General features: G+C 58.0%; 19 protein-coding genes. 10 read left to right on the top strand and 9 right to left on the bottom strand.

Going from position 1 to position 18482, the window contains the following annotated elements:
* Positions 1-179: 179 nt before the first annotated feature.
* A complete protein-coding gene (tyrS, locus tag BK659_RS05640) occupies positions 180-1379 on the bottom strand; it encodes a tyrosine--tRNA ligase (RefSeq protein WP_123424125.1) in 1200 nt (399 codons plus the stop codon).
* A 209-nt stretch (positions 1380-1588) separates the two neighbouring features.
* Here tyrS and BK659_RS05630 point away from each other — a divergent pair, with 209 nt between their 5' ends.
* Complete coding sequence (locus BK659_RS05630; protein ID WP_123424124.1) at positions 1589-3007, top strand: peptidoglycan DD-metalloendopeptidase family protein; 1419 nt, start codon at positions 1589-1591, stop codon at positions 3005-3007.
* Positions 3008-3010: 3 nt separating this feature from the next.
* Complete coding sequence (locus BK659_RS05625) at positions 3011-4102, top strand: anhydro-N-acetylmuramic acid kinase (RefSeq protein ID WP_123424123.1); 1092 nt, start codon at positions 3011-3013, stop codon at positions 4100-4102.
* Positions 4103-4169: 67 nt separating this feature from the next.
* Here BK659_RS05625 and erpA read toward each other — a convergent pair whose 3' ends face one another.
* Together erpA and argC are read right to left on the bottom strand one after the other, a co-directional pair.
* Positions 4170-4520 carry an iron-sulfur cluster insertion protein ErpA gene (gene erpA, locus BK659_RS05620; protein WP_007906865.1) on the bottom strand — a complete coding sequence of 117 codons (351 nt, stop codon included), beginning with the start codon at positions 4518-4520 and terminating at the stop codon, positions 4170-4172.
* A 168-nt stretch (positions 4521-4688) separates the two neighbouring features.
* Entirely contained in the window at positions 4689-5723 is a 1035-nt protein-coding gene (gene argC / locus BK659_RS05615) for an N-acetyl-gamma-glutamyl-phosphate reductase (protein WP_123424122.1), read from the bottom strand.
* A 135-nt stretch (positions 5724-5858) separates the two neighbouring features.
* On the opposite strand from argC, the gene hemJ reads away from it, so the two are divergent.
* From hemJ to coq7, 6 genes are all read left to right on the top strand, one after another.
* Complete coding sequence (gene hemJ, locus BK659_RS05610) at positions 5859-6290, top strand: protoporphyrinogen oxidase HemJ (RefSeq protein ID WP_123424121.1); 432 nt, start codon at positions 5859-5861, stop codon at positions 6288-6290.
* 34 nt (positions 6291-6324) lie between these two features.
* On the top strand, positions 6325-7293 hold the full coding sequence (locus BK659_RS05605) for an NAD(P)H-dependent flavin oxidoreductase (protein ID WP_123424120.1): 969 nt from the start codon (positions 6325-6327) through the stop codon (positions 7291-7293).
* 81 nt (positions 7294-7374) lie between these two features.
* The gene (locus BK659_RS05600) at positions 7375-8295 is read left to right on the top strand and encodes a DUF805 domain-containing protein (protein ID WP_123424119.1); all 921 of its coding nucleotides are present in this window, start codon (positions 7375-7377) and stop codon (positions 8293-8295) included.
* A 62-nt stretch (positions 8296-8357) separates the two neighbouring features.
* Complete coding sequence (locus BK659_RS05595; RefSeq protein WP_123424118.1) at positions 8358-9146, top strand: SDR family NAD(P)-dependent oxidoreductase; 789 nt, start codon at positions 8358-8360, stop codon at positions 9144-9146.
* Between the two features lie 82 nt (positions 9147-9228).
* Complete coding sequence (locus BK659_RS05590; RefSeq protein ID WP_040064873.1) at positions 9229-9567, top strand: histidine triad nucleotide-binding protein; 339 nt, start codon at positions 9229-9231, stop codon at positions 9565-9567.
* A gap of 176 nt (positions 9568-9743) precedes the next feature.
* On the top strand, positions 9744-10391 hold the full coding sequence (gene coq7, locus BK659_RS05585; RefSeq protein WP_123424117.1) for a 2-polyprenyl-3-methyl-6-methoxy-1,4-benzoquinone monooxygenase: 648 nt from the start codon (positions 9744-9746) through the stop codon (positions 10389-10391).
* Between the two features lie 164 nt (positions 10392-10555).
* Here coq7 and speD read toward each other — a convergent pair whose 3' ends face one another.
* Both speD and BK659_RS05575 read right to left on the bottom strand, forming a co-directional pair.
* Positions 10556-11350 carry an adenosylmethionine decarboxylase gene (speD, locus tag BK659_RS05580; RefSeq protein WP_123424116.1) on the bottom strand — a complete coding sequence of 265 codons (795 nt, stop codon included), beginning with the start codon at positions 11348-11350 and terminating at the stop codon, positions 10556-10558.
* Positions 11351-11589: 239 nt separating this feature from the next.
* The gene (locus BK659_RS05575; protein WP_017138086.1) at positions 11590-12012 is read right to left on the bottom strand and encodes an OsmC family protein; all 423 of its coding nucleotides are present in this window, start codon (positions 12010-12012) and stop codon (positions 11590-11592) included.
* A 251-nt stretch (positions 12013-12263) separates the two neighbouring features.
* Here BK659_RS05575 and crp point away from each other — a divergent pair, with 251 nt between their 5' ends.
* Positions 12264-12908 carry a cAMP-activated global transcriptional regulator CRP gene (gene crp / locus BK659_RS05570; protein ID WP_123424115.1) on the top strand — a complete coding sequence of 215 codons (645 nt, stop codon included), beginning with the start codon at positions 12264-12266 and terminating at the stop codon, positions 12906-12908.
* On the opposite strand, the gene BK659_RS05565 is transcribed toward crp, so the two are convergent.
* The 4 genes from BK659_RS05565 to BK659_RS05550 all read right to left on the bottom strand — a co-directional run bounded on the left by BK659_RS05565 (position 12905) and on the right by BK659_RS05550 (position 16159).
* On the bottom strand, positions 12905-13606 hold the full coding sequence (locus BK659_RS05565) for a lipoate--protein ligase family protein (RefSeq protein WP_123424114.1): 702 nt from the start codon (positions 13604-13606) through the stop codon (positions 12905-12907). The genes crp and BK659_RS05565 overlap by 4 nt on opposite strands.
* 67 nt (positions 13607-13673) lie before the next feature.
* Positions 13674-14510 carry an indole-3-glycerol phosphate synthase TrpC gene (gene trpC, locus BK659_RS05560; protein WP_123424113.1) on the bottom strand — a complete coding sequence of 279 codons (837 nt, stop codon included), beginning with the start codon at positions 14508-14510 and terminating at the stop codon, positions 13674-13676.
* Positions 14507-15556: an anthranilate phosphoribosyltransferase gene (trpD, locus tag BK659_RS05555; protein ID WP_123424112.1), complete on the bottom strand. Its 1050-nt coding sequence runs from the start codon at positions 15554-15556 to the stop codon at positions 14507-14509. Before trpD ends, trpC begins: the two co-directional genes overlap by 4 nt.
* A 9-nt stretch (positions 15557-15565) precedes the next feature.
* Positions 15566-16159 (bottom strand): aminodeoxychorismate/anthranilate synthase component II, encoded by a 594-nt coding sequence (locus BK659_RS05550; RefSeq protein ID WP_019693903.1) that lies wholly within the window; start codon positions 16157-16159, stop codon positions 15566-15568.
* A 400-nt stretch (positions 16160-16559) separates the two neighbouring features.
* Here BK659_RS05550 and estP point away from each other — a divergent pair, with 400 nt between their 5' ends.
* The gene (estP, locus tag BK659_RS05545; protein ID WP_123424111.1) at positions 16560-18470 is read left to right on the top strand and encodes an esterase EstP; all 1911 of its coding nucleotides are present in this window, start codon (positions 16560-16562) and stop codon (positions 18468-18470) included.
* The last annotated feature ends 12 nt before the right edge of the window (positions 18471-18482 follow it).

Below are 18482 nucleotides of genomic sequence, written 5' to 3'. Positions count from 1 at the left end.
GTCAACAAGGCGAAAACACACTGCCTTATCAACTCCTTCGGGCCTCGATGAACCGAAGCGTAACCGCTGCCGAAAACTGCGTAACTCTTTGTTTACCAAGGAGTTTTCCGTTTCGACTGCGCCGGAAGTGGGGCGAATTATAGACTTCCAGAATCTGCCGTCAACCCCTAATTCCAGCTTTACTCGGATTTAAGCGTAATACGCGCGAATGCCTTCTTTCCGGCCTGGCAAACATGGGTCGCGCCCAGCGCATATATAAAGGTGCGATCAACCACTTCACCATCTATACGCACGCCGCCAGAACCGAGCAGGTCGCGCGCGACCGCCGAGTTCTTTACCAGCCCTGCTTTATTAAGCACAGCTGCAATCGGCATATCCTCAGCAGCAGTCAGCTCGATCTCTGGCAGATCATCCGGCAGCTCGCCTTCCTTCATACGGTTACCCGCAGCACGGTGAGCATTCGCCGCAGCTTCTTCACCATGGAAACGCGCAACAATCTCTTCAGCCAGCTTGATCTTGATATCTCGCGGATTGGCGCCAGCTTCGACATCAGCACGCAACGCATCGATCTCATCCATGGAGCGGAAGCTGAGCAATTCGAAGTAGCGCCACATCAGCACATCAGGAATCGAAACCAGCTTGCCGTACATGACGCCCGGCGCTTCTTGAATACCGACGTAGTTGCCCAACGACTTGGACATCTTCTTCACGCCATCCAACCCTTCGAGCAATGGCATGGTCAGAATGCACTGAGCCTCCTGACCATAACTGCGCTGCAGCTCACGCCCCATCAGCAGGTTGAACTTCTGATCAGTACCGCCCAACTCGACATCCGCGCGCAACGCTACCGAGTCATACCCCTGAACCAGTGGATACAGAAACTCGTGAATAGCGATCGGCTGATTGGTCGTATAGCGCTTACTGAAGTCGTCGCGCTCAAGCATACGCGCCACGGTGTATTGCGAAGTCAGGCGAATGAAGTCCGCAGGCCCCATCTGATCCATCCAGGTGGAGTTGAAAGCCACTTCGGTTTTCGCCGGATCAAGAATCTTGAACACCTGAGTCTTATAGGTCTCGGCATTCTCGAGAACCTGCTCACGCGTCAACGGAGGACGGGTAACACTCTTGCCGCTCGGATCACCGATCATCCCGGTGAAGTCACCTATCAGGAAGATCACCTGGTGACCCAGTTCCTGGAACTGACGCAGTTTATTAATAAGCACCGTGTGACCCAGGTGCAAATCCGGCGCAGTCGGATCGAAGCCAGCCTTAATACGCAGCGGCTGGCCGCGCTTGAGCTTCTCGATCAGCTCGGACTCGACCAACAGTTCTTCCGCACCACGTTTGATCAGCGCTAGCTGCTCTTCAACCGACTTCATAACAGACCCGCAAGGCTCAGATTCAAAGGGAACCAACCATACAAGATCGCGCACCAATTACAAGTTTTGCCCGGCGCACGGACACCAATCCACGAACAGAGCATTCGCGACTTGCTTAAGAGATGATTTGGTTATATTTTATACAGTTATTTCATCTTCATCATGTCATTCATCTTTTCCAATTCATCTTTTCCAAAGTCAAATTACCTATGACCACAGAACCGTCTAAAGCGCCGCCGCTTTATCCGAAGACTCATCTGCTCGCGGCGAGCGGCATCGCCGCACTCCTCAGCCTGGCGCTCCTGGTATTCCCTTCCAGCGACGTTGAAGCCAAAAAGACAACCCTGAGCCTTGAACTGGAACGCCCTGCAGAACAACTGACACAAGATCAAGACGCTGCTGACGCCGTTCAAGCCACAAACGAGCCGGTCGAATCTCCATTCGCCCAGATCGAAGACAGCACCGACGATACCAAGGAAACAGCTAAAGCGGCCCCGGAACCGGTCGTTGAAGAGAAGAAAGCGCCTGGCCACCGGGAAGTAATCGTTGCCAAGGGCGACACCCTCTCCACACTGTTCGAAAAAGTCGGGCTCCCGGCCGCTTCAGTGCACGATATATTGGCCAGCGACAAGCAAGCCAAGCAGTTCACCCAGCTTAAACACGGTCAGAAACTCGAGTTCGAACTGGGCCACGATGGCCAGCTGACCAATCTGCACAGCAAGATCAGCGACGTTGAAAGCATCAGCCTGAGCAAAAACGCCAAGGGCTATACCTTTAACCGCATCACTGCCAAACCAACCGTGCGCTCCGCCTATGTTCACGGCGTGATCAACAGCTCGCTTTCGCAATCCGCAGCGCGTGCCGGCCTGTCCCATAGCCTCACCATGGACATGGCCAGTGTGTTTGGCTACGACGTCGACTTCGCCCAGGATATTCGCCAGGGTGACGAGTTCGACGTGATCTACGAACAGAAAGTCGTCAACGGCAAAGCTGTCGGTAATGGCCCCATTCTTTCCGCCCGTTTCACCAACCGCGGCAAGACGTACACCGCCGTGCGCTACACCAACAAACAAGGTAACAGCAGCTACTACACGGCCGACGGCAACAGCATGCGCAAGGCGTTCATTCGTACGCCAGTGGACTTCGCCCGTATTAGCTCGCGTTTCTCCATGGGCCGCAAGCATCCAATTCTGAACAAAATTCGCGCGCACAAAGGCGTCGACTACGCAGCGCCTCGCGGCACACCAATCAAGGCGGCCGGTGACGGTAAAGTGCTGCTGGCCGGGCGCCGCGGCGGTTACGGCAACACAGTGATCATTCAGCACGGCAACACCTACCGCACGCTTTACGGCCACATGCAGGGCTTCGCCAAAGGCATCAAGACTGGTGGCAACGTCAAGCAGGGCCAAGTGATCGGTTATATCGGCACTACCGGACTCTCTACCGGTCCACACTTGCACTACGAGTTCCAGGTCAACGGCGTTCACGTCGACCCGCTGGGACAGAAGCTGCCGATGGCCGACCCGATCGCCAAGGCTGAGCGCGCGCGCTTCCTGCAACAAAGCCAGCCGCTGATGGCGCGCATGGAGCAAGAGAAAACCACCCTGCTGGCTTCGAGAAAGCGCTAAGCCATGGCGCTCTATATAGGTGTGATGTCCGGTACCAGCCTTGATGGCCTGGACATTGCCCTGATCGAACACGCCGTGGCGATCAAACTGATCGCCACACACTACATTCCCATGCCCGAATCCCTGCGCGCCGAGCTGCTTGGCTTGTGCGCCAGCGGGCCTGACGAGATCGCCCGCAGCGCCATCGCCCAGCAAAACTGGGTGAAACTGGCCGCCCAGGGCATCAATACCCTTCTCGCAGATCAACAGCTGAAACCGGACGATGTGCGGGCTATCGGCAGCCACGGACAGACCATTCGCCACGAGCCTGCACGCGGTTTTACCGTGCAGATCGGCAACCCCGCGCTGCTCAGCGAACTGACCGGAATCACCGTCGTCAGTGACTTCCGTAGCCGCGACGTGGCTGCCGGCGGGCAAGGCGCACCGCTGGTTCCAGCGTTTCATGAAGCTTTGTTTGAAGAGCGCAGCGGCAACCGCGCAGTCTTGAACGTCGGCGGCTTCAGCAATCTCAGCCTGATCGAGACCGGCAAACCCGTCTCAGGCTTTGACTGTGGCCCAGGCAATGTCCTGCTGGACGCCTGGATTCACCAGCAACGCGGCGAAACCTTCGACCGTGACGGCCTGTGGGCCGCAAGCGGCAACGTAGAACCTGTTCTGCTGAAGGCCTTGCTCAGCGACCCGTTCTTCCTGACCAAGGGCCCGAAAAGCACCGGCCGCGAAGTGTTCAACCTGCAATGGCTGACACAACACCTGGCGCGCCTGCCCGCATTTGCTGCACAGGACGTACAGGCCACGTTGCTTGAGCTGACGGCGCTGACCATCGTCGAGTCGCTGCAAGCCGCACAAGCCGATACGCAAGAGCTGCTGGTCTGTGGCGGTGGTGCCCATAACGCAACGCTGATGGCCCGCCTCGCCAGCCTGCTACCAAACGCCAAGGTCAGCAGCACCGCGGCTTACGGCGTAGACCCGGACTGGGTCGAAGCCATGGCCTTCGCCTGGCTGGCCCATTGCTGCCTCGAAAACATCCCGGCCAATCGCCCGAGCGTCACCGGCGCTCGTGGTTTACGCGTTCTCGGCGCCATCTACCCCGCCTGAATCCCGGACAGTAAAACGCCGCAAAGCCGTGAAGCCATGCGGCGTTTAGTGATGCTTTGAAGTGCGATCAGATCGAGAACGAAGAGCCGCAACCACAGGTCGTGGTGGCATTCGGGTTCTTGATCACGAAACGCGAACCTTCCAGACCTTCCTGGTAATCCACCTCGGCACCTGCCAGGTACTGGAAGCTCATCGGATCTACGACCAGGCTGACGCCTTCGCGCTCGACGATGGTGTCGTCATCGGCCACTTCTTCATCGAATGTGAAGCCGTACTGAAACCCCGAACAACCGCCGCCCGTAACGAATACGCGCAGCTTCAAGCGATCATTACCCTCTTCATCGACCAGGCTCTTCACCTTGTGCGCGGCACCGTGGGTGAATTGCAAAGCCGTGGGGGTGAAGGATTCGACGCTCATGCTGACTATCTCCCGGCGTTACGCCGCCATAATGCGTGATGACGCGCATTATCCGCTTCTCCCAGAAAATCGGTCAACTATTGTTACGGTATATCAATCAACACAATTGTCAGCCCGGAATACAAACAGGCCCGTTCAACGGGCCTGTTTGCTGAGCGGGATAAAGCCTTAAGGCAGCATGCCTGCATGGGACAGGCCCAGACGCTCGTCCAGACCAAACAGGATGTTCAGGTTCTGCACCGCCTGACCCGACGCGCCTTTGACCAGGTTGTCGATCACCGACAACACCACCACCAGATCGCCGTCCTGTGGACGATGTACCGCAATACGGCAAACGTTGGCACCCCGCACGCTACGGGTTTCCGGATGGCTGCCAGCAGGCATGACATCGACGAACGGTTCGTTGGCGTAACGCTTTTCAAACAGCGCCTGCAAGTCCACCGAGCGGTCGACCACGGTGGCATAGAGCGTGGAGTGGATACCGCGAATCATCGGCGTCAGGTGCGGAACGAAAGTCAGACCGACGTCCTTGCCGGCAGCGCGGCGCAGCCCCTGGCGAATCTCCGGCAAGTGACGATGCCCTTTGACGGCATAGGCCTTCATGCTCTCGGACGTTTCGGAGTACAGCGAACCGACGCTGGCGCCGCGACCAGCGCCGCTGACACCCGACTTGCAGTCAGCGATCAGGCGCGACGTATCGGCAAGACCTGCTTCAAGCAACGGCAGGAAGCCCAGTTGCGTGGCGGTTGGGTAGCAACCCGGAACCGCAATCAGGCGCGCCTGCTTGATCTGCTCGCGATTGACTTCCGGCAAGCCGTAAACCGCCTCCGTCAGCAGTTCTGGAGCACCGTGCGGCTGGTTGTACCACTTGGCCCACTCGTCCGCGTCCTGCAGACGGAAGTCTGCCGACAGGTCGATGACCTTGGTCCCGGCCGCCAGCAATTCACCGGCCAGTGCATGCGCTACGCCGTGCGGAGTGGCGAAGAACACCACGTCGCAGGCACCGAGGGTTTTGATGTCCGGAACGCTAAACGCCAGGCCGTCGTAGTGGCCTCGCAGGTTCGGGTACATGTCGGCAACAGCCAGGCCTGCCTCGGATCGGGAAGTGATCACTACCACTTCAGCTTGCGGATGCTGTGCCAACAGACGCAGCAATTCAACCCCGGTGTAACCCGTGCCGCCGACGATACCGACCTTGACCATAAACCTGCCCTCAACGAACCCACTGGAAAGCCGTCGATAATAGGACGCGCACCGCCCTGCGACAACCGTCAAGGTGACGTACGGAGGCTCAAGCCTCTACTATTCGGGCTACCGTGAACCTGGGAATAACCAAAAATGCTTTATCTGTGGCTCAAAGCGCTTCACATCATCAGCATGGTCTGCTGGTTTGCCGGCCTGTTTTACCTGCCGCGCCTGTTCGTCTACCACGCGCAAAGTGAAGACAGCATCAGCAAGGAACGCTTCAGCATCATGGAGCGCAAACTGTATCGGGGAATCATGGGCCCGGCGATGATCGCCACGCTGGCTTTCGGCATCTGGCTGATCAGCCTCAACCCCAGCGCGTACTTCGGTCAAGGCGGCTGGATGCACGCCAAGTTGACCCTGGTGGTGATCCTGATCGGCTATCACCACATGTGCGGTGCGCAGGTAAAACGTTTTGCCCGTGGCGAAAACACCCGCAGCCATGTCTTTTATCGCTGGTTCAATGAAGTGCCAGTTCTGATATTGCTGGCTATTGTAATTCTGGTCGTCGTACGGCCGTTCTAATCTTAATCAGTCGCACCTTATCGGGGTACTTCCAATGTCGCTGCCCGCTTTGCTCGAACAACGTTTGCGTCTGCCTGTCGTGGCGGCGCCGATGTTCCTGATTTCCAATCCGCAGTTGGTGCTCGCCTGCTGCCGCAATGGCGTGGTCGGCAGCTTTCCAGCGCTGAACCAGCGTGAAAGCAGCGGCTTCAAAGCCTGGCTGGAGGAGATCGAAGCGGGCCTGGCGCTACTGGAGAACCCGGCACCCTATGCAGTGAACCTGATCGTTCACCACAGCAACCCGCGGCTGGAAGCGGATCTGGCGATCTGCATCGAGCATAAAGTGCCGATCGTGATCACCAGCCTTGGCGCGGTGAAAGAGCTGGTCGATGCGGTACACAGCTACGGCGGCCTGGTGTTCCATGACGTGACGACCCGTCGTCATGCAGAAAAAGCCGCCGAGGCTGGCGTTGATGGTTTGATCGCCGTTGCCGCCGGCGCCGGTGGTCACGCCGGAACCTGGAGCCCCTTTTCACTGATTGCCGAGATTCGTCAGTTCTTCGACAAAACCTTGCTGCTGGCTGGCTGCCTGAACCACGGCCACGAAATTCTCGCTGCGCAACTGCTTGGTGCGGATCTGGCCTACTTCGGCACACGCTTTATCGGCACCACCGAAAGCCACGCGCCTGAAGCGTATAAAGAGATGTTGCTGACCTCCAGGGCCGCCGACATTGTCCATACTCCAGTGGTGTCTGGCGTTCCGGCAAGCTTCATGCGCCAAAGCCTGGTAAACGCCGGTTTTGACGTAGACGCGTTGCAAGGCAAGGGTGAAGTCAACTTCGGCTCCAAGCTCAAACCCTTGAGCGATGAAGCCAAAGCCTGGAAAACCGTCTGGTCCGCAGGCCAGGGCGTGGGTGAAATCGACGACCTGCCGAGTGTCGATCAACTGGTTGCACGGCTGGACGCCGAATACCGCAAGGCGCAAGAACTCGCAGCCCAACTGCCCAAACGCTGGCCGCGCTGACGCACAAGGTTTGGCCAGCCGATTCTGGCTGGCTTAAACTGCTGGGTACCGAACATAGACTCGCGACAAGGATGCCCCGGCATGAGCGAAAATCGTTTCAAGATCGTCTTCCAGGGTGCCCTGCTTCCGGGGGTCGACATCACCACCGCGAAACTCAATCTCGCCCAGCTGTTCAAAAGCGACGTCTCGGCCATCGAACGCTTGTTCAGCGGAAAACCTGTCGCACTTAAACGCGGCCTGTCCCACACAGATGCACAAACTTATCTGAATGCCCTGTCAAAAACCGGCATCGATGCACGCATCGAAGCCGAACCGTCGATCGAGCTCAATCTGACCGACGTTCACGAATCACCCCCGCCCCCTTACACGACACCCGCATTCGGCGACAACGAATCACCCTACAACCCTCCTCGCGCGCCCGTTGGCGAAGCCTTGCCAGAGTTTTCCGAACTCAAGGTGTTTGGTGTGCAGGGTCGAATCGGTCGCCTGCGTTATCTCGCCTGGTCATTGGCCGCGCTACTGGTCATTGGTGCTATCGCCGGCGTTTTTGGGCTCAGCCTGTTGGCCGGCAATCAAATGGTGCTTAGCGCGATTGTTTGTGTCGTGGCGATCGTGGCGTACCTCTACATAAACATCACCATCAGCGTGCAACGTCTGCACGATCTTGGCTGGTCCGGCTGGCTATGGTTTCTGAACCTGGTGCCCTTTATCGGCGGCCTGTTTCCGATCGCGTTGGCGGTGCTGCCAGGAAACATCGGGGCTAATCGCTATGGCGCGCCGCAGCCGCCTAACAGCACGGCCGTGAAAGTCCTGTGCGGGCTGTGGCTGGTGGTGATCGCGGTGGTCTTTGTCGGTGGGCTTGCCGGCGGCCTCAGCACTATTACCGAAGAATACGAAAGCACCTCGACCAGCCGTTATGAAAGCAGCGAGTCGCCTGACGCGGTTGAAGCAGACGATGCGGCGAAAGCAGCTCAGCCCCCTGTAGACTATGAGAAACAATAAACGCGCTCGGTATCTGTGACAGCTCTGTCCACAGGCCGCGAGCCGTTGCGATGGAGAATTGCATGACCCGTTACGCTCTGATCACTGGCGCTTCCAGCGGCATCGGCCTGGCCATGGCCGAAGCGCTGGCGCGACGCGGCCGCAGCCTGATTCTGGTGGCCCGCCAACGTGATCAGTTGGAAAGTATCGCCATCGAACTGACCCAGCGCTTCGGCGTCGAGGTGCTGTTTCGCGCTTGCGATCTGGGTGAACCGCTGCGCCTGTCCGGCTTTCTGCTGGAACTCGAAGAGGGTGACCGACAGATCGACCTGCTGGTCAATTGTGCCGGTATCGGCACCTGCGGCCCGTTTCTGGCGCAGGACTGGATGACCGAACAAGACCTGATCGAAGTGAATATCCTGGCCCTGACTCGCCTGTGCCACGCCATTGGCAACAGCATGGCTTTGCAGGGCGGCGGACAGATTTTGAACGTCGCATCGATGGCGGCCTTCAATCCAGGCCCATGGATGAGTACCTACTACGCCAGCAAAGCGTATGTACTGCACTTCTCCGAAGGTTTGCGGGTAGAGCTGAAAAAATGCGCGGTCAAGGTTTCGGTTCTTTGCCCCGGCCCCACGCGCACGGCGTTTTTTCGCACAGCGCAACTGAACGCCGACAAACTGGCCAACAGCAAACTGCTGATGAGCCCCGAGGAAGTGGCCCTGTACACGGTGCGTGCGCTGGAGAAGAACCGCGCGATCATCATTCCCGGGCGCCGCAATCGCTGGTTCGCGCTGTTGCCGCGCTTCGGTTCGCGCTGGCTGACTCGTACCATCGTGGGCATGGTCAACAAGGCGTATTGCCCGCGCTGAGCGCTCAACCACGTAAAAGTCTGGGCTCGGGACTGCTCCGTTCAGTACACTCAGCCCGGACCAACACAATGGAGAAACAGCTGTGGATACTCTGTTCACCAAGATCATCAACAGAGAAATACCTGCCAGGATCATTTACGAGGATGACCAGGTCCTGGCCTTCCACGATATCGCCCCGCAGGCGCCCGTGCATTTTCTGGTAGTCCCGAAAAAACCGGTACGCACCCTCAACGACCTCACCGAGGACGATAAGGCACTGGCCGGACATATTCTGTTCACTGCCCAACGCCTGGCACTGGAGCTGGGCTGCGAAGAAGGCTTTCGCGTGGTCATGAACTGCAATGAACAGGGTGGGCAGACCGTCTACCACATTCATATGCACGTGCTGGGTCAGCGCCAGATGCACTGGCCGCCGGGCTGATTGTATTTTCGCTCAAAAAGATCGCAGCCTGCGGCAGCTCCTACAGACGGATAGTGTAGGAGCTGCCGCAGGCTGCGATCTTTTGCTTCAGGTGCAAACAGCCTACATGACCCAGCGCAAACCTTACCCGGCCGATTGCGGTAAACTGGCCGCCGAGATTCTTCCCGGAGGTCAGCATGACTACCCAACGTCACTACTCGCCGATTGACCGTCTTCTGTTGCAAGCCGACGCCGCCATGCGCACTTTGCTGCCCTTCAGTGGCCAGCCATATCGCCCATCGCCAGCCATCGTGCAGCCAGAAGCGAAAATGAGCGACGAAGACACCCGGCACGTCGCCGGCCTGATGCGCATCAACCATACCGGCGAAGTCTGTGCCCAGGCGCTGTACCAGGGCCAGGCCCTGACCGCCAAGCTGCCGCAGGTGCGTGAGGCAATGGAACATGCGGCCGAGGAAGAGATCGATCACCTGGTCTGGTGCGAACAGCGCATCCGCCAACTGGGCAGCCACACCAGCATTCTCAATCCACTGTTCTACGGCATGTCGTTCGGCATTGGTGCCGTCGCCGGGCTGATCAGCGACAAAGTCAGTCTGGGTTTCGTCGCGGCAACTGAAGATCAAGTCTGCAAACACTTGAACGAACACCTTGAGCAACTGCCGGCCGAAGACGAGAAGTCCCGGGCCATTCTCGAGCAAATGCGCATCGACGAAGAACAGCACGCCGAAAGCGCGCTGGATGCCGGGGGTTTTCGCTTCCCGGCGCCGGTGAAATTCGGCATGAGCCTGATGGCCAAGGTCATGACCAAAAGTACCTACCGGGTCTGACTTCAGCGTCGTCAGACAGGGCCTCATCGCGAGCAAGCTCGCTCCCACAATGGATCTATGTTCGCAGGACTAATGTGGGAGCGAGCTTGCTCGCGAAGGCCATACCACGGTCAATAAAAAAGGCGACTACCGCAAAGTAGTCGCCTTTTTTGTGTTCGAAAATCTTAGCTCGACATGTTGCGCGCGTAGAAGATCTCGAGCATTTCGTGTTTCACACGCTCAGTCACCTGGGCACGTTGCTCAGAGGACAAGTTGCTGGTGGCGTCGCCGAACAGGTAATTATCCAGTTCAAAGTTCTTCAACAGCATTTTGGTATGGAACAGGTTTTCCTGGTACACGTTCACGTCGGTCATCTGATAACTGTCGCGGGTATCTTCGGACAGGTAGTTCTGGATCGAGTTGATCTCGTGGTCGATGAAGTGCTTTTTGCCTTCAACGTCACGGGTGAAACCGCGCACACGATAATCCACGGTCACGATATCCGAATCGAACTGGTGAATCAGGAAGTTGAGCGCCTTAAGCGGTGAAATGACTCCGCACGTCGACACGTCGATGTCCACACGGAAGGTGGCGATACCGTCCACCGGATGGATTTCCGGGTAGGTGTGCACCGTAATGTGGCTCTTGTCGAGGTGGGCCAGAATGATTTCGGGTATCGGCCCTGGAGACTCTTCGATCTGACTGTCGGTCGGCGTCACCGGCTCTTCAGAAATCAGAATCGTGACGCTGGCGCCCTGGGGTTCATAGTCCTGACTGGCGATGTTCAGGATGTTGGCACCAATGATATCGACAACTTCTGTGAGAATCTGCGTCAGGCGCTTGGCGTTGTACTCTTTATTGATGTACTCAACGTAAGCCTGCTGGTCTTGCGGGGTTTCCGCGTAGCAGATGTCATAGATGTTGAAGCTCAAGGTCTTTGTCAGGTTATTGAACCCATGGAGCTTGAGTTTGCTTTTCACCGTTTAAAAACTCTCTATGTATGCGGCCGGGCCGCGTGATCAAGCATGCCCGTCAAATGCGAACAACGCACCTGCGTAGGACGGTTAACACCTCTTCGCGATGGCGATTTTGGTTGTCTGTTCTGGGGAGGTGACCTGTCGGCTGACCGATCACTGCCCTGAAAAAAGTGGCGCATTATGCAGACCTGGGCCAGTGATCGCCAGAGTCTGCACTGCATTTATGATAGTTGAATGTCGATTCAACCGAGTTCGATGATTTCATAGTCGTGAGTGATGGCTACACCGGCCGCCCCGAGCATGATCGACGCCGAGCAATACTTCTCGGCCGACAGTTCGATGGCCCGCTTCACCTGAGCCTCTTTCAGCGCCCGGCCCTTGACCACGAAGTGCATATGAATCTTGGTAAAAACCTTGGGATCTTCAGTCGCGCGCTCGGCTTCAAGGAAGGCTTCGCAGCTTTCCACGGCCTGGCGGGACTTCTTCAGGATGCTCACCACGTCGAAATTGCTGCAGCCGCCCACACCGAGCAGGAGCATTTCCATCGGACGTACACCCAGGTTCCGACCGCCGGCATCAGGCGGACCGTCCATGACCACCACATGACCGCTGCCGGATTCACCGAGGAACATGGCTTCGCCAGCCCATTGGATGCGTGCCTTCATCGCCAAGACTCCACTGTTAAAAAAGGGTCGCCAGCTTAGCACAGGGACTTTGCCTGACAGGGTTGGCATCAGCGTAAGTAACGCACTTACAGTATTGATAAATTCTCGAATAACGACGGAATGCGTCTGTTAAGCTGGCGCCAATTCAATGGCGCATAGCCAGTTCCAGTAGCGAATAAAAAGATCGCAGGCTTCGCCAGCCCCTACAAAAAAAACTACATCACACCGTGCAGTCTTTTCGGGATACAACCATGGTTGCTGTTAGCCAAACACCCAAAATCAAGAACCTCGACAAGTTATTGATGCATTGCCAGCGCCGTCGTTATCAGGCCAAGAGCAACATCATTTGCGCTGGCGATCGTTCGGATGCGCTGTTTTTCATCATCAAAGGCTCGGTCACCATCCTCATCGAGGACGACGATGGCCGGGAAATGATCATCGCCTACCTCAATGCCGGTGACTTCTTCGGCGAGTTGGGCCTGTTCGAACAAGCTGGGCAAGAGCAGGAGCGCAGCGCCTGGGTTCGCGCCAAGGTCGAATGCGAAGTGGCCGAGATCAGCTACTGCAAGTTCCGCGAGCTGTCCCAGCAGGATCCGGACATCCTTTATGTGCTCAGCGGCCAGATTGCCCAGCGCCTGCGCAATACCACACGCAAGGTTGGCGATCTGGCGTTCTTCGACGTCACCGGCCGGGTTGCACGCTGTTTGCTGGAGCTGTGCAAGCAGCCCGACGCCATGACACATCCGGACGGCATGCAGATCAAAGTCACCCGCCAGGAAATCGGCCGGATCGTCGGTTGCTCGCGGGAAATGGTCGGGCGCGTGCTCAAGGACCTGGAAGAACGCAACCTGGTCGACGTCAAAGGCAAGACCATGGTGGTGTTCGGCACTCGTTAAGCCGACATCACTTCGGCGAGCATTTGCCGATACAACGTGTCCAGCCGTTCGATGGCGTCCGGGGCGGCGAATTGTTCATGCAGGGCGATATGGCTCTGTGCGCGAACCCGCTGCTCCAGACCGCAAGCCTCGTTAAACCGATTTACCGCCTCAACCATCGACTCCCGCTCGTCGTCCAGCAACAGCGCACCGTGCACCAGCCCCACCGGGCGCTGACCACCCTTGCTCTGCCGCCAGCGCTGAGCAGTGCCGACCATCTTGCGACCGTCGAGATTGACGTTGAAACGCCCGTCACAGAACGCACCCTCGACTTCACCCAATGAAGGCTTGCCGCCGAGCTCCGTCAGCAGCGCGCAAATCGGATCGCACAGACGCCGATAAGCGGTTTCGATCCGACCGTGATCACCTTCACTACGCGGCGGTGCATACACCAGCGCGATATTAATCGTCGCGGCAGACTGCGGCACCGGCTCACCGCCGGTTTCACGCAGCAACACCGGCCAACCGTTTGCAGCCGATACCTGGCAAGCAGTCTCGAAGCCTGGCAAACGGCTCAAACGCCTTGGCATGACCAGCGCGCGATCGCTCGGCTGCCAGAACAACAAACCAAACTCCTGGTCGCCGGTACATACCGTCGCCAATAAATCCTGCTCGGCACGCAGACCGGCTTCGATGGTCAAGGCAATGGGTTGATTCATGGCAGTGCGAATCCTTTGCGGTGGATACAAAAAAGCCGGCAACGCCGGCTTCTTCATTGAATCAGGTTCAGTCGAGGGTAGAACCGCTGACCGCAATGCCACGCTCCGGAAAGAACAAGCGTTGCAGTTCAGCACCCGGACTCTCGGCGCGCATGAACGCTTCGCCGACCAGGAACGAATACACCTCGCTGATTTCCATCAGCTCGACGTCGGCGCGATTAAGGATGCCACTCTCAGTGATGACCAGGCGATCGCGTGGGATACGCGGCAGCAGATCAAGAGTGGTTTCCAGGCTGACTTCGAAGGTGTGCAGATTGCGGTTATTCACGCCGACCAGCGGAGTGTCGAGGGTTTTCAAGGCCCGCTCCAGCTCATCACCGTCGTGGACCTCTACCAACACGTCGAGGCCAACACCTTTGGCGACGGCTGCCAGTTCGGCCATTTTCACGTCATCCAGCGCGGCAACGATCAACAGCACGCAATCGGCACCCAGCGCCCGGGCTTCAACGATCTGATAGGGATCAATCATGAAGTCCTTGCGGATCACCGGCAGTTTGCACGCGGCACGCGCCTGCTGCAGGTAGATATCGGCGCCCTGGAAATAATCGATATCCGTCAGCACCGAGAGGCAAGTCGCCCCGCCCTTCTCGTAGCTCTTGGCGATTTCGGCCGGCACGAAGTTCTCGCGAATCACGCCCTTGCTCGGCGAAGCCTTCTTGATTTCAGCAATCACCGCCGGGTGTTTGAGCTTGGCCTGGGCGATCAGCGCCTTGGCAAAACCACGCGGCGCATCGGCCACCCTGGCCAACGCTTCCAGCTCGGCAAGCGTTACGCGAGCGCTGCGCTCGGCCACTTCCTCGACTTTGCGGGCGAGAATCTTTTCCAGAACCGTCGGTACACTCATGCCTCATTCTCCACTCTGAATACCGCGGTAAACGCACCCAACTCTTCAAGCTTTTCACGCGCAAGGCCGGTGTGCAGTGCGTCATGAGCCAGGGCAACGCCCTCTCTCAGGCTGCTCGCATGATCAGCAGCGTACAGCGCGGCACCGGCATTGAGCACAATCATTTCTGCGGCTTTCTGACCGTTTTCGGTTTTGCGGCGCCCCAAGGCATCGCGAATCAGTTCGAGCGAGGCCGCCGGGCTTTCCACCGCCAGACCGTGCAAGCTCTGGCTCTTCATGCCGAGGTCTTCAGGCTCGACCCAATACTCGCTGATCTGGTCATCCTTCAATTCCGCAACAAAGGTTGGCGCCGCCAGACTGAACTCGTCCAGGCCATCCTTCGAATGCACGACCAGCACATGTTTGCTGCCCATCCGCTGCAAGACCTCGGCCAATGGGCGGCACAACGCCTGACTGAACACGCCCACCACCTGATGCTTCACGCCGGCCGGATTCGTAAGCGGGCCGAGCATGTTGAACAGGGTGCGCAGGCCGAGATCGCGGCGCGGGCCGGCGGCGTACTTCATTGCACCATGATGAGCCTGGGCGAACATGAAGCCGATGCCGACGTTGTCGATGCAACGCGCCACTTGAACCGGCGTCAGGTTCAGGTAGATCCCGGCTGCCTCCAGCAAGTCGGCGCTGCCGCTCTTGCCCGATACCGCACGGTTACCGTGCTTGGCCACGGTGCAGCCAGCCGCCGCGACCACAAACGAAGAAGCCGTCGAGACGTTGAAGATGTTTGCACCGTCACCGCCGGTGCCGACCACATCGACGACACCGTCGAGGGTTTTCAGCTCAACCTTGTCCGCCAGTTCACGCATGACCGAAACGGCGCCGACGATCTCGTCGATGCTTTCGCTTTTCATGCGCATGGCCATCATGAACGCGCCGATCTGTGCGTCAGTGCATTGCCCGGTCATGATTTCGCGCATCACATCGCGCATTTCATCAGTACTCAGGTCCAGGTGGCCGACGATACGGCTCAGGGCAGTCTTGATATCCATGGAAAGTCCTTAGCGCGTGCCGCCGGTTTGTTTGAGGAAGTTGGCGAACAGCTCATGGCCCTGCTCGGTAAGGATCGACTCGGGGTGAAACTGCACCCCTTCGATGTTCAGTGTCTTGTGGCGCAGGCCCATGATTTCATCGACCGAGCCGTCTTCGAGCTGAGTCCAGGCGGTCAACTCCAGGCAATCGGGCAAGGTTTCACGCTTCACAATCAGCGAGTGATAGCGGGTGACGGTCAGCGGACGGTTCAGACCCTCGAACACGCCCTTGTCCTCGTGGAATACCGGGCTAGTCTTACCATGCATAACCTGGCGGGCGCGCACTACATCACCACCGAACGCCTGGCCGATGGATTGATGACCCAGGCAGACGCCGAGAATCGGCAGTTTGCCGGCGAAATACTTGATGGCTTCGATGGACACACCAGCTTCGGTCGGGGTGCATGGACCGGGGGACACGACGATACGCTCAGGCTTGAGCGCTTCGATCTCGGCAATGGTCAGCTCATCGTTGCGCACAACCTTGACCTCGGAGCCTAGCTCACCAAGGTACTGCACAACGTTGTAAGTAAAAGAGTCGTAGTTATCGATCATCAGCAACATGGTTTGAAACCTCTTGAATTCACTGACTTTTGAGACGGCCTTCGAATGATTTACCCGCAGTCTTGCAGCGCTCAGTCAGTTGCAGGAATGGAACCGGCAAAAGCGGCATTTCATACGGGTAAAGAAGGCAAACAGGTACAGGTCCGGCCAGGCCGGCAGAGAAAGTTCAGGCGCGCCAACGCCAACGGGCGTGGGCCTTGATGACTTGATCCAAGAGTTTGCTGGCGATCAACACGGGGAAGGTCTCATTCATACGTTCCCGCACAGTAACTTAGCTGAGCAGAGGGTGCAATATGGCGCAGCGCAAGCAATCGACGCGGCCTTTAGCCATAGCTAAAACGCAAAAGTTTTTGGTACTGTCGTTTCGTTTACTACAACAATAAATAAAACGGACTTGCTCATGATCAAACAGACGTTGTGTGTACCGCTCGCCGGTTGTCTTCTTGCAATGGCCTGCGCTCAGGCCATTGCGGCGCCCGCCCCTTATTCGAAATTCATTGTCTTTGGCGACAGCCTGAACGACGCCGGGCAGTTTACCGATACCGGGGGTCCCGCCGGCTCTACGTTACGCTTCACCAACCGTGTCGGCCCGACTTACATGGATGGCAGCGGCGAGGTAAAAGCCGCCAACTCGACGCAATTGCTGGGGGGGAAACTCGGATTTTCGGCTGACCAAACAGCCGCCTCAACCTCGGCGGTCCGCGCCAGCCAAGGCCTGCCAGATGGCAATAACTGGGCGGTAGGTGGATATCGCACCGATCAGATTCTCGACTCGATTACCACCACCTCAGACACCGGTGAGCGCAGTCGCCCCGGTTATCTGCCGAGCAACGGCTTCCGTGCCGACCCGAATGCGCTCTACTACCTCTCCGGTGGCGGCAACGACTTCCTTCAGGGCCGGGTGACGAGTCTCGATCAGGCCAACGCCGCAGCCGATCGCCTGGTCAGCAGCGTGCAAACTCTGCAACAGGCCGGCGCCAAATACATCATGGTCTGGCTGCTCCCGGACATTGGCCTGACCCCGGCGATCAACGGCAGTCCGCTGCAGGCCTTTACCTCCCAACTCAGTGCCCAGTTCAACACCGAACTGGTCAGCCAGTTGCAGCACGTCAATGCCGAAGTCATCCCGCTCAATATTCCGGTACTGCTCAAAGAGACCTTCGCCAACCCGGCGCAGTTCGGCCTGGCCACCGACCAGAACCTCACCGCGACCTGCTTCAGCGGCGATAGCTGCACGGAAAACGCCCGGTACGGTATCAACAGCGCCACGCCGGATCCGACCAAGTTGATCTACAACGACTCGGTCCACCCGACCGAAACCGGGCAACGGCTGATCGCCGATTACGCGTATTCCATACTGGCAGCGCCTTGGGAACTGACGTTGTTGCCAGAGATAGCCCAGGGCACATTACGCGCGCACCAGGATGAACTGCGTAACCAATGGCTGGCCGACTGGGAAAACTGGCAAGGCGTTGGCCAATGGCGAGCGATTGTCGCCGGTGGTGGCCAGCATCAGGATTTCGACGACCAACGCAGCAGCGCCAGTGCTGACGGAAACGGCTACAACCTGAACATCGGTGGCAGTTACCGCCTCGATGACGCCTGGCGCGTAGGCGTAGCGGCAGGGTTCTATCACCAGAAGCTCGAGGCAGGCCAGGACAACTCGCAATACAAGCTCAACACTTACCTGGGCACGGCGTTTGCCCAGTATCAGCAAAATCGCTGGTGGGCCGATGCCGCTCTGACTGCCGGGCACCTGGACTACGACAGCCTCAAGCGAAAATTCGATCTGGGCGTCAACGAGCGCGGAGAAAAAGGCGATACCAGCGGCTACACGCTGGCCGCCAGTGGCCGGGTCGGCTACGACATCGCACCGCTGGCCAGCAGTCCGTGGCATCTGTCGCCATTCGTCAGTGCCGATTACGCCAAGGTGAAAGTCGACGGTTACTCGGAGAGCGGTAACGACTCTACTGCTCTGACTTTCGCTGACCAGACGCGCACCTCCAAACGCCTCGGTGTTGGCTTGCAGGGCAAGTACCAGATCACCTCGCAGACTCAGGTATTCGGCGAATTCGCTCATGAGCGCGAATATAAGGACGATACCCAGGACCTGACCATCAACCTCAACAGCCTGCCCGACAACCGTTTCACGCTGCAAGGGTATACCCCGCAAACCAACCTGAACCGCCTGAACCTGGGTGTCAGCCACAAACTGACCCCAGACCTGGCGTTGCGGGCCAGCTACAACATTCGCAAGGATGACGACTTCACCCAACAGGGCATCAACGTGGGTGTCAGCCTGGACTTCTAAACCGCAGGCAAT

This window comes from Pseudomonas brassicacearum (assembly GCF_003732225.1).
Lineage (GTDB): Bacteria > Pseudomonadota > Gammaproteobacteria > Pseudomonadales > Pseudomonadaceae > Aquipseudomonas > Aquipseudomonas brassicacearum_E.
The sequence above is the reverse complement of the archived record's forward strand: the minus strand, read 5'-3'. Positions and strand labels throughout refer to the sequence as shown.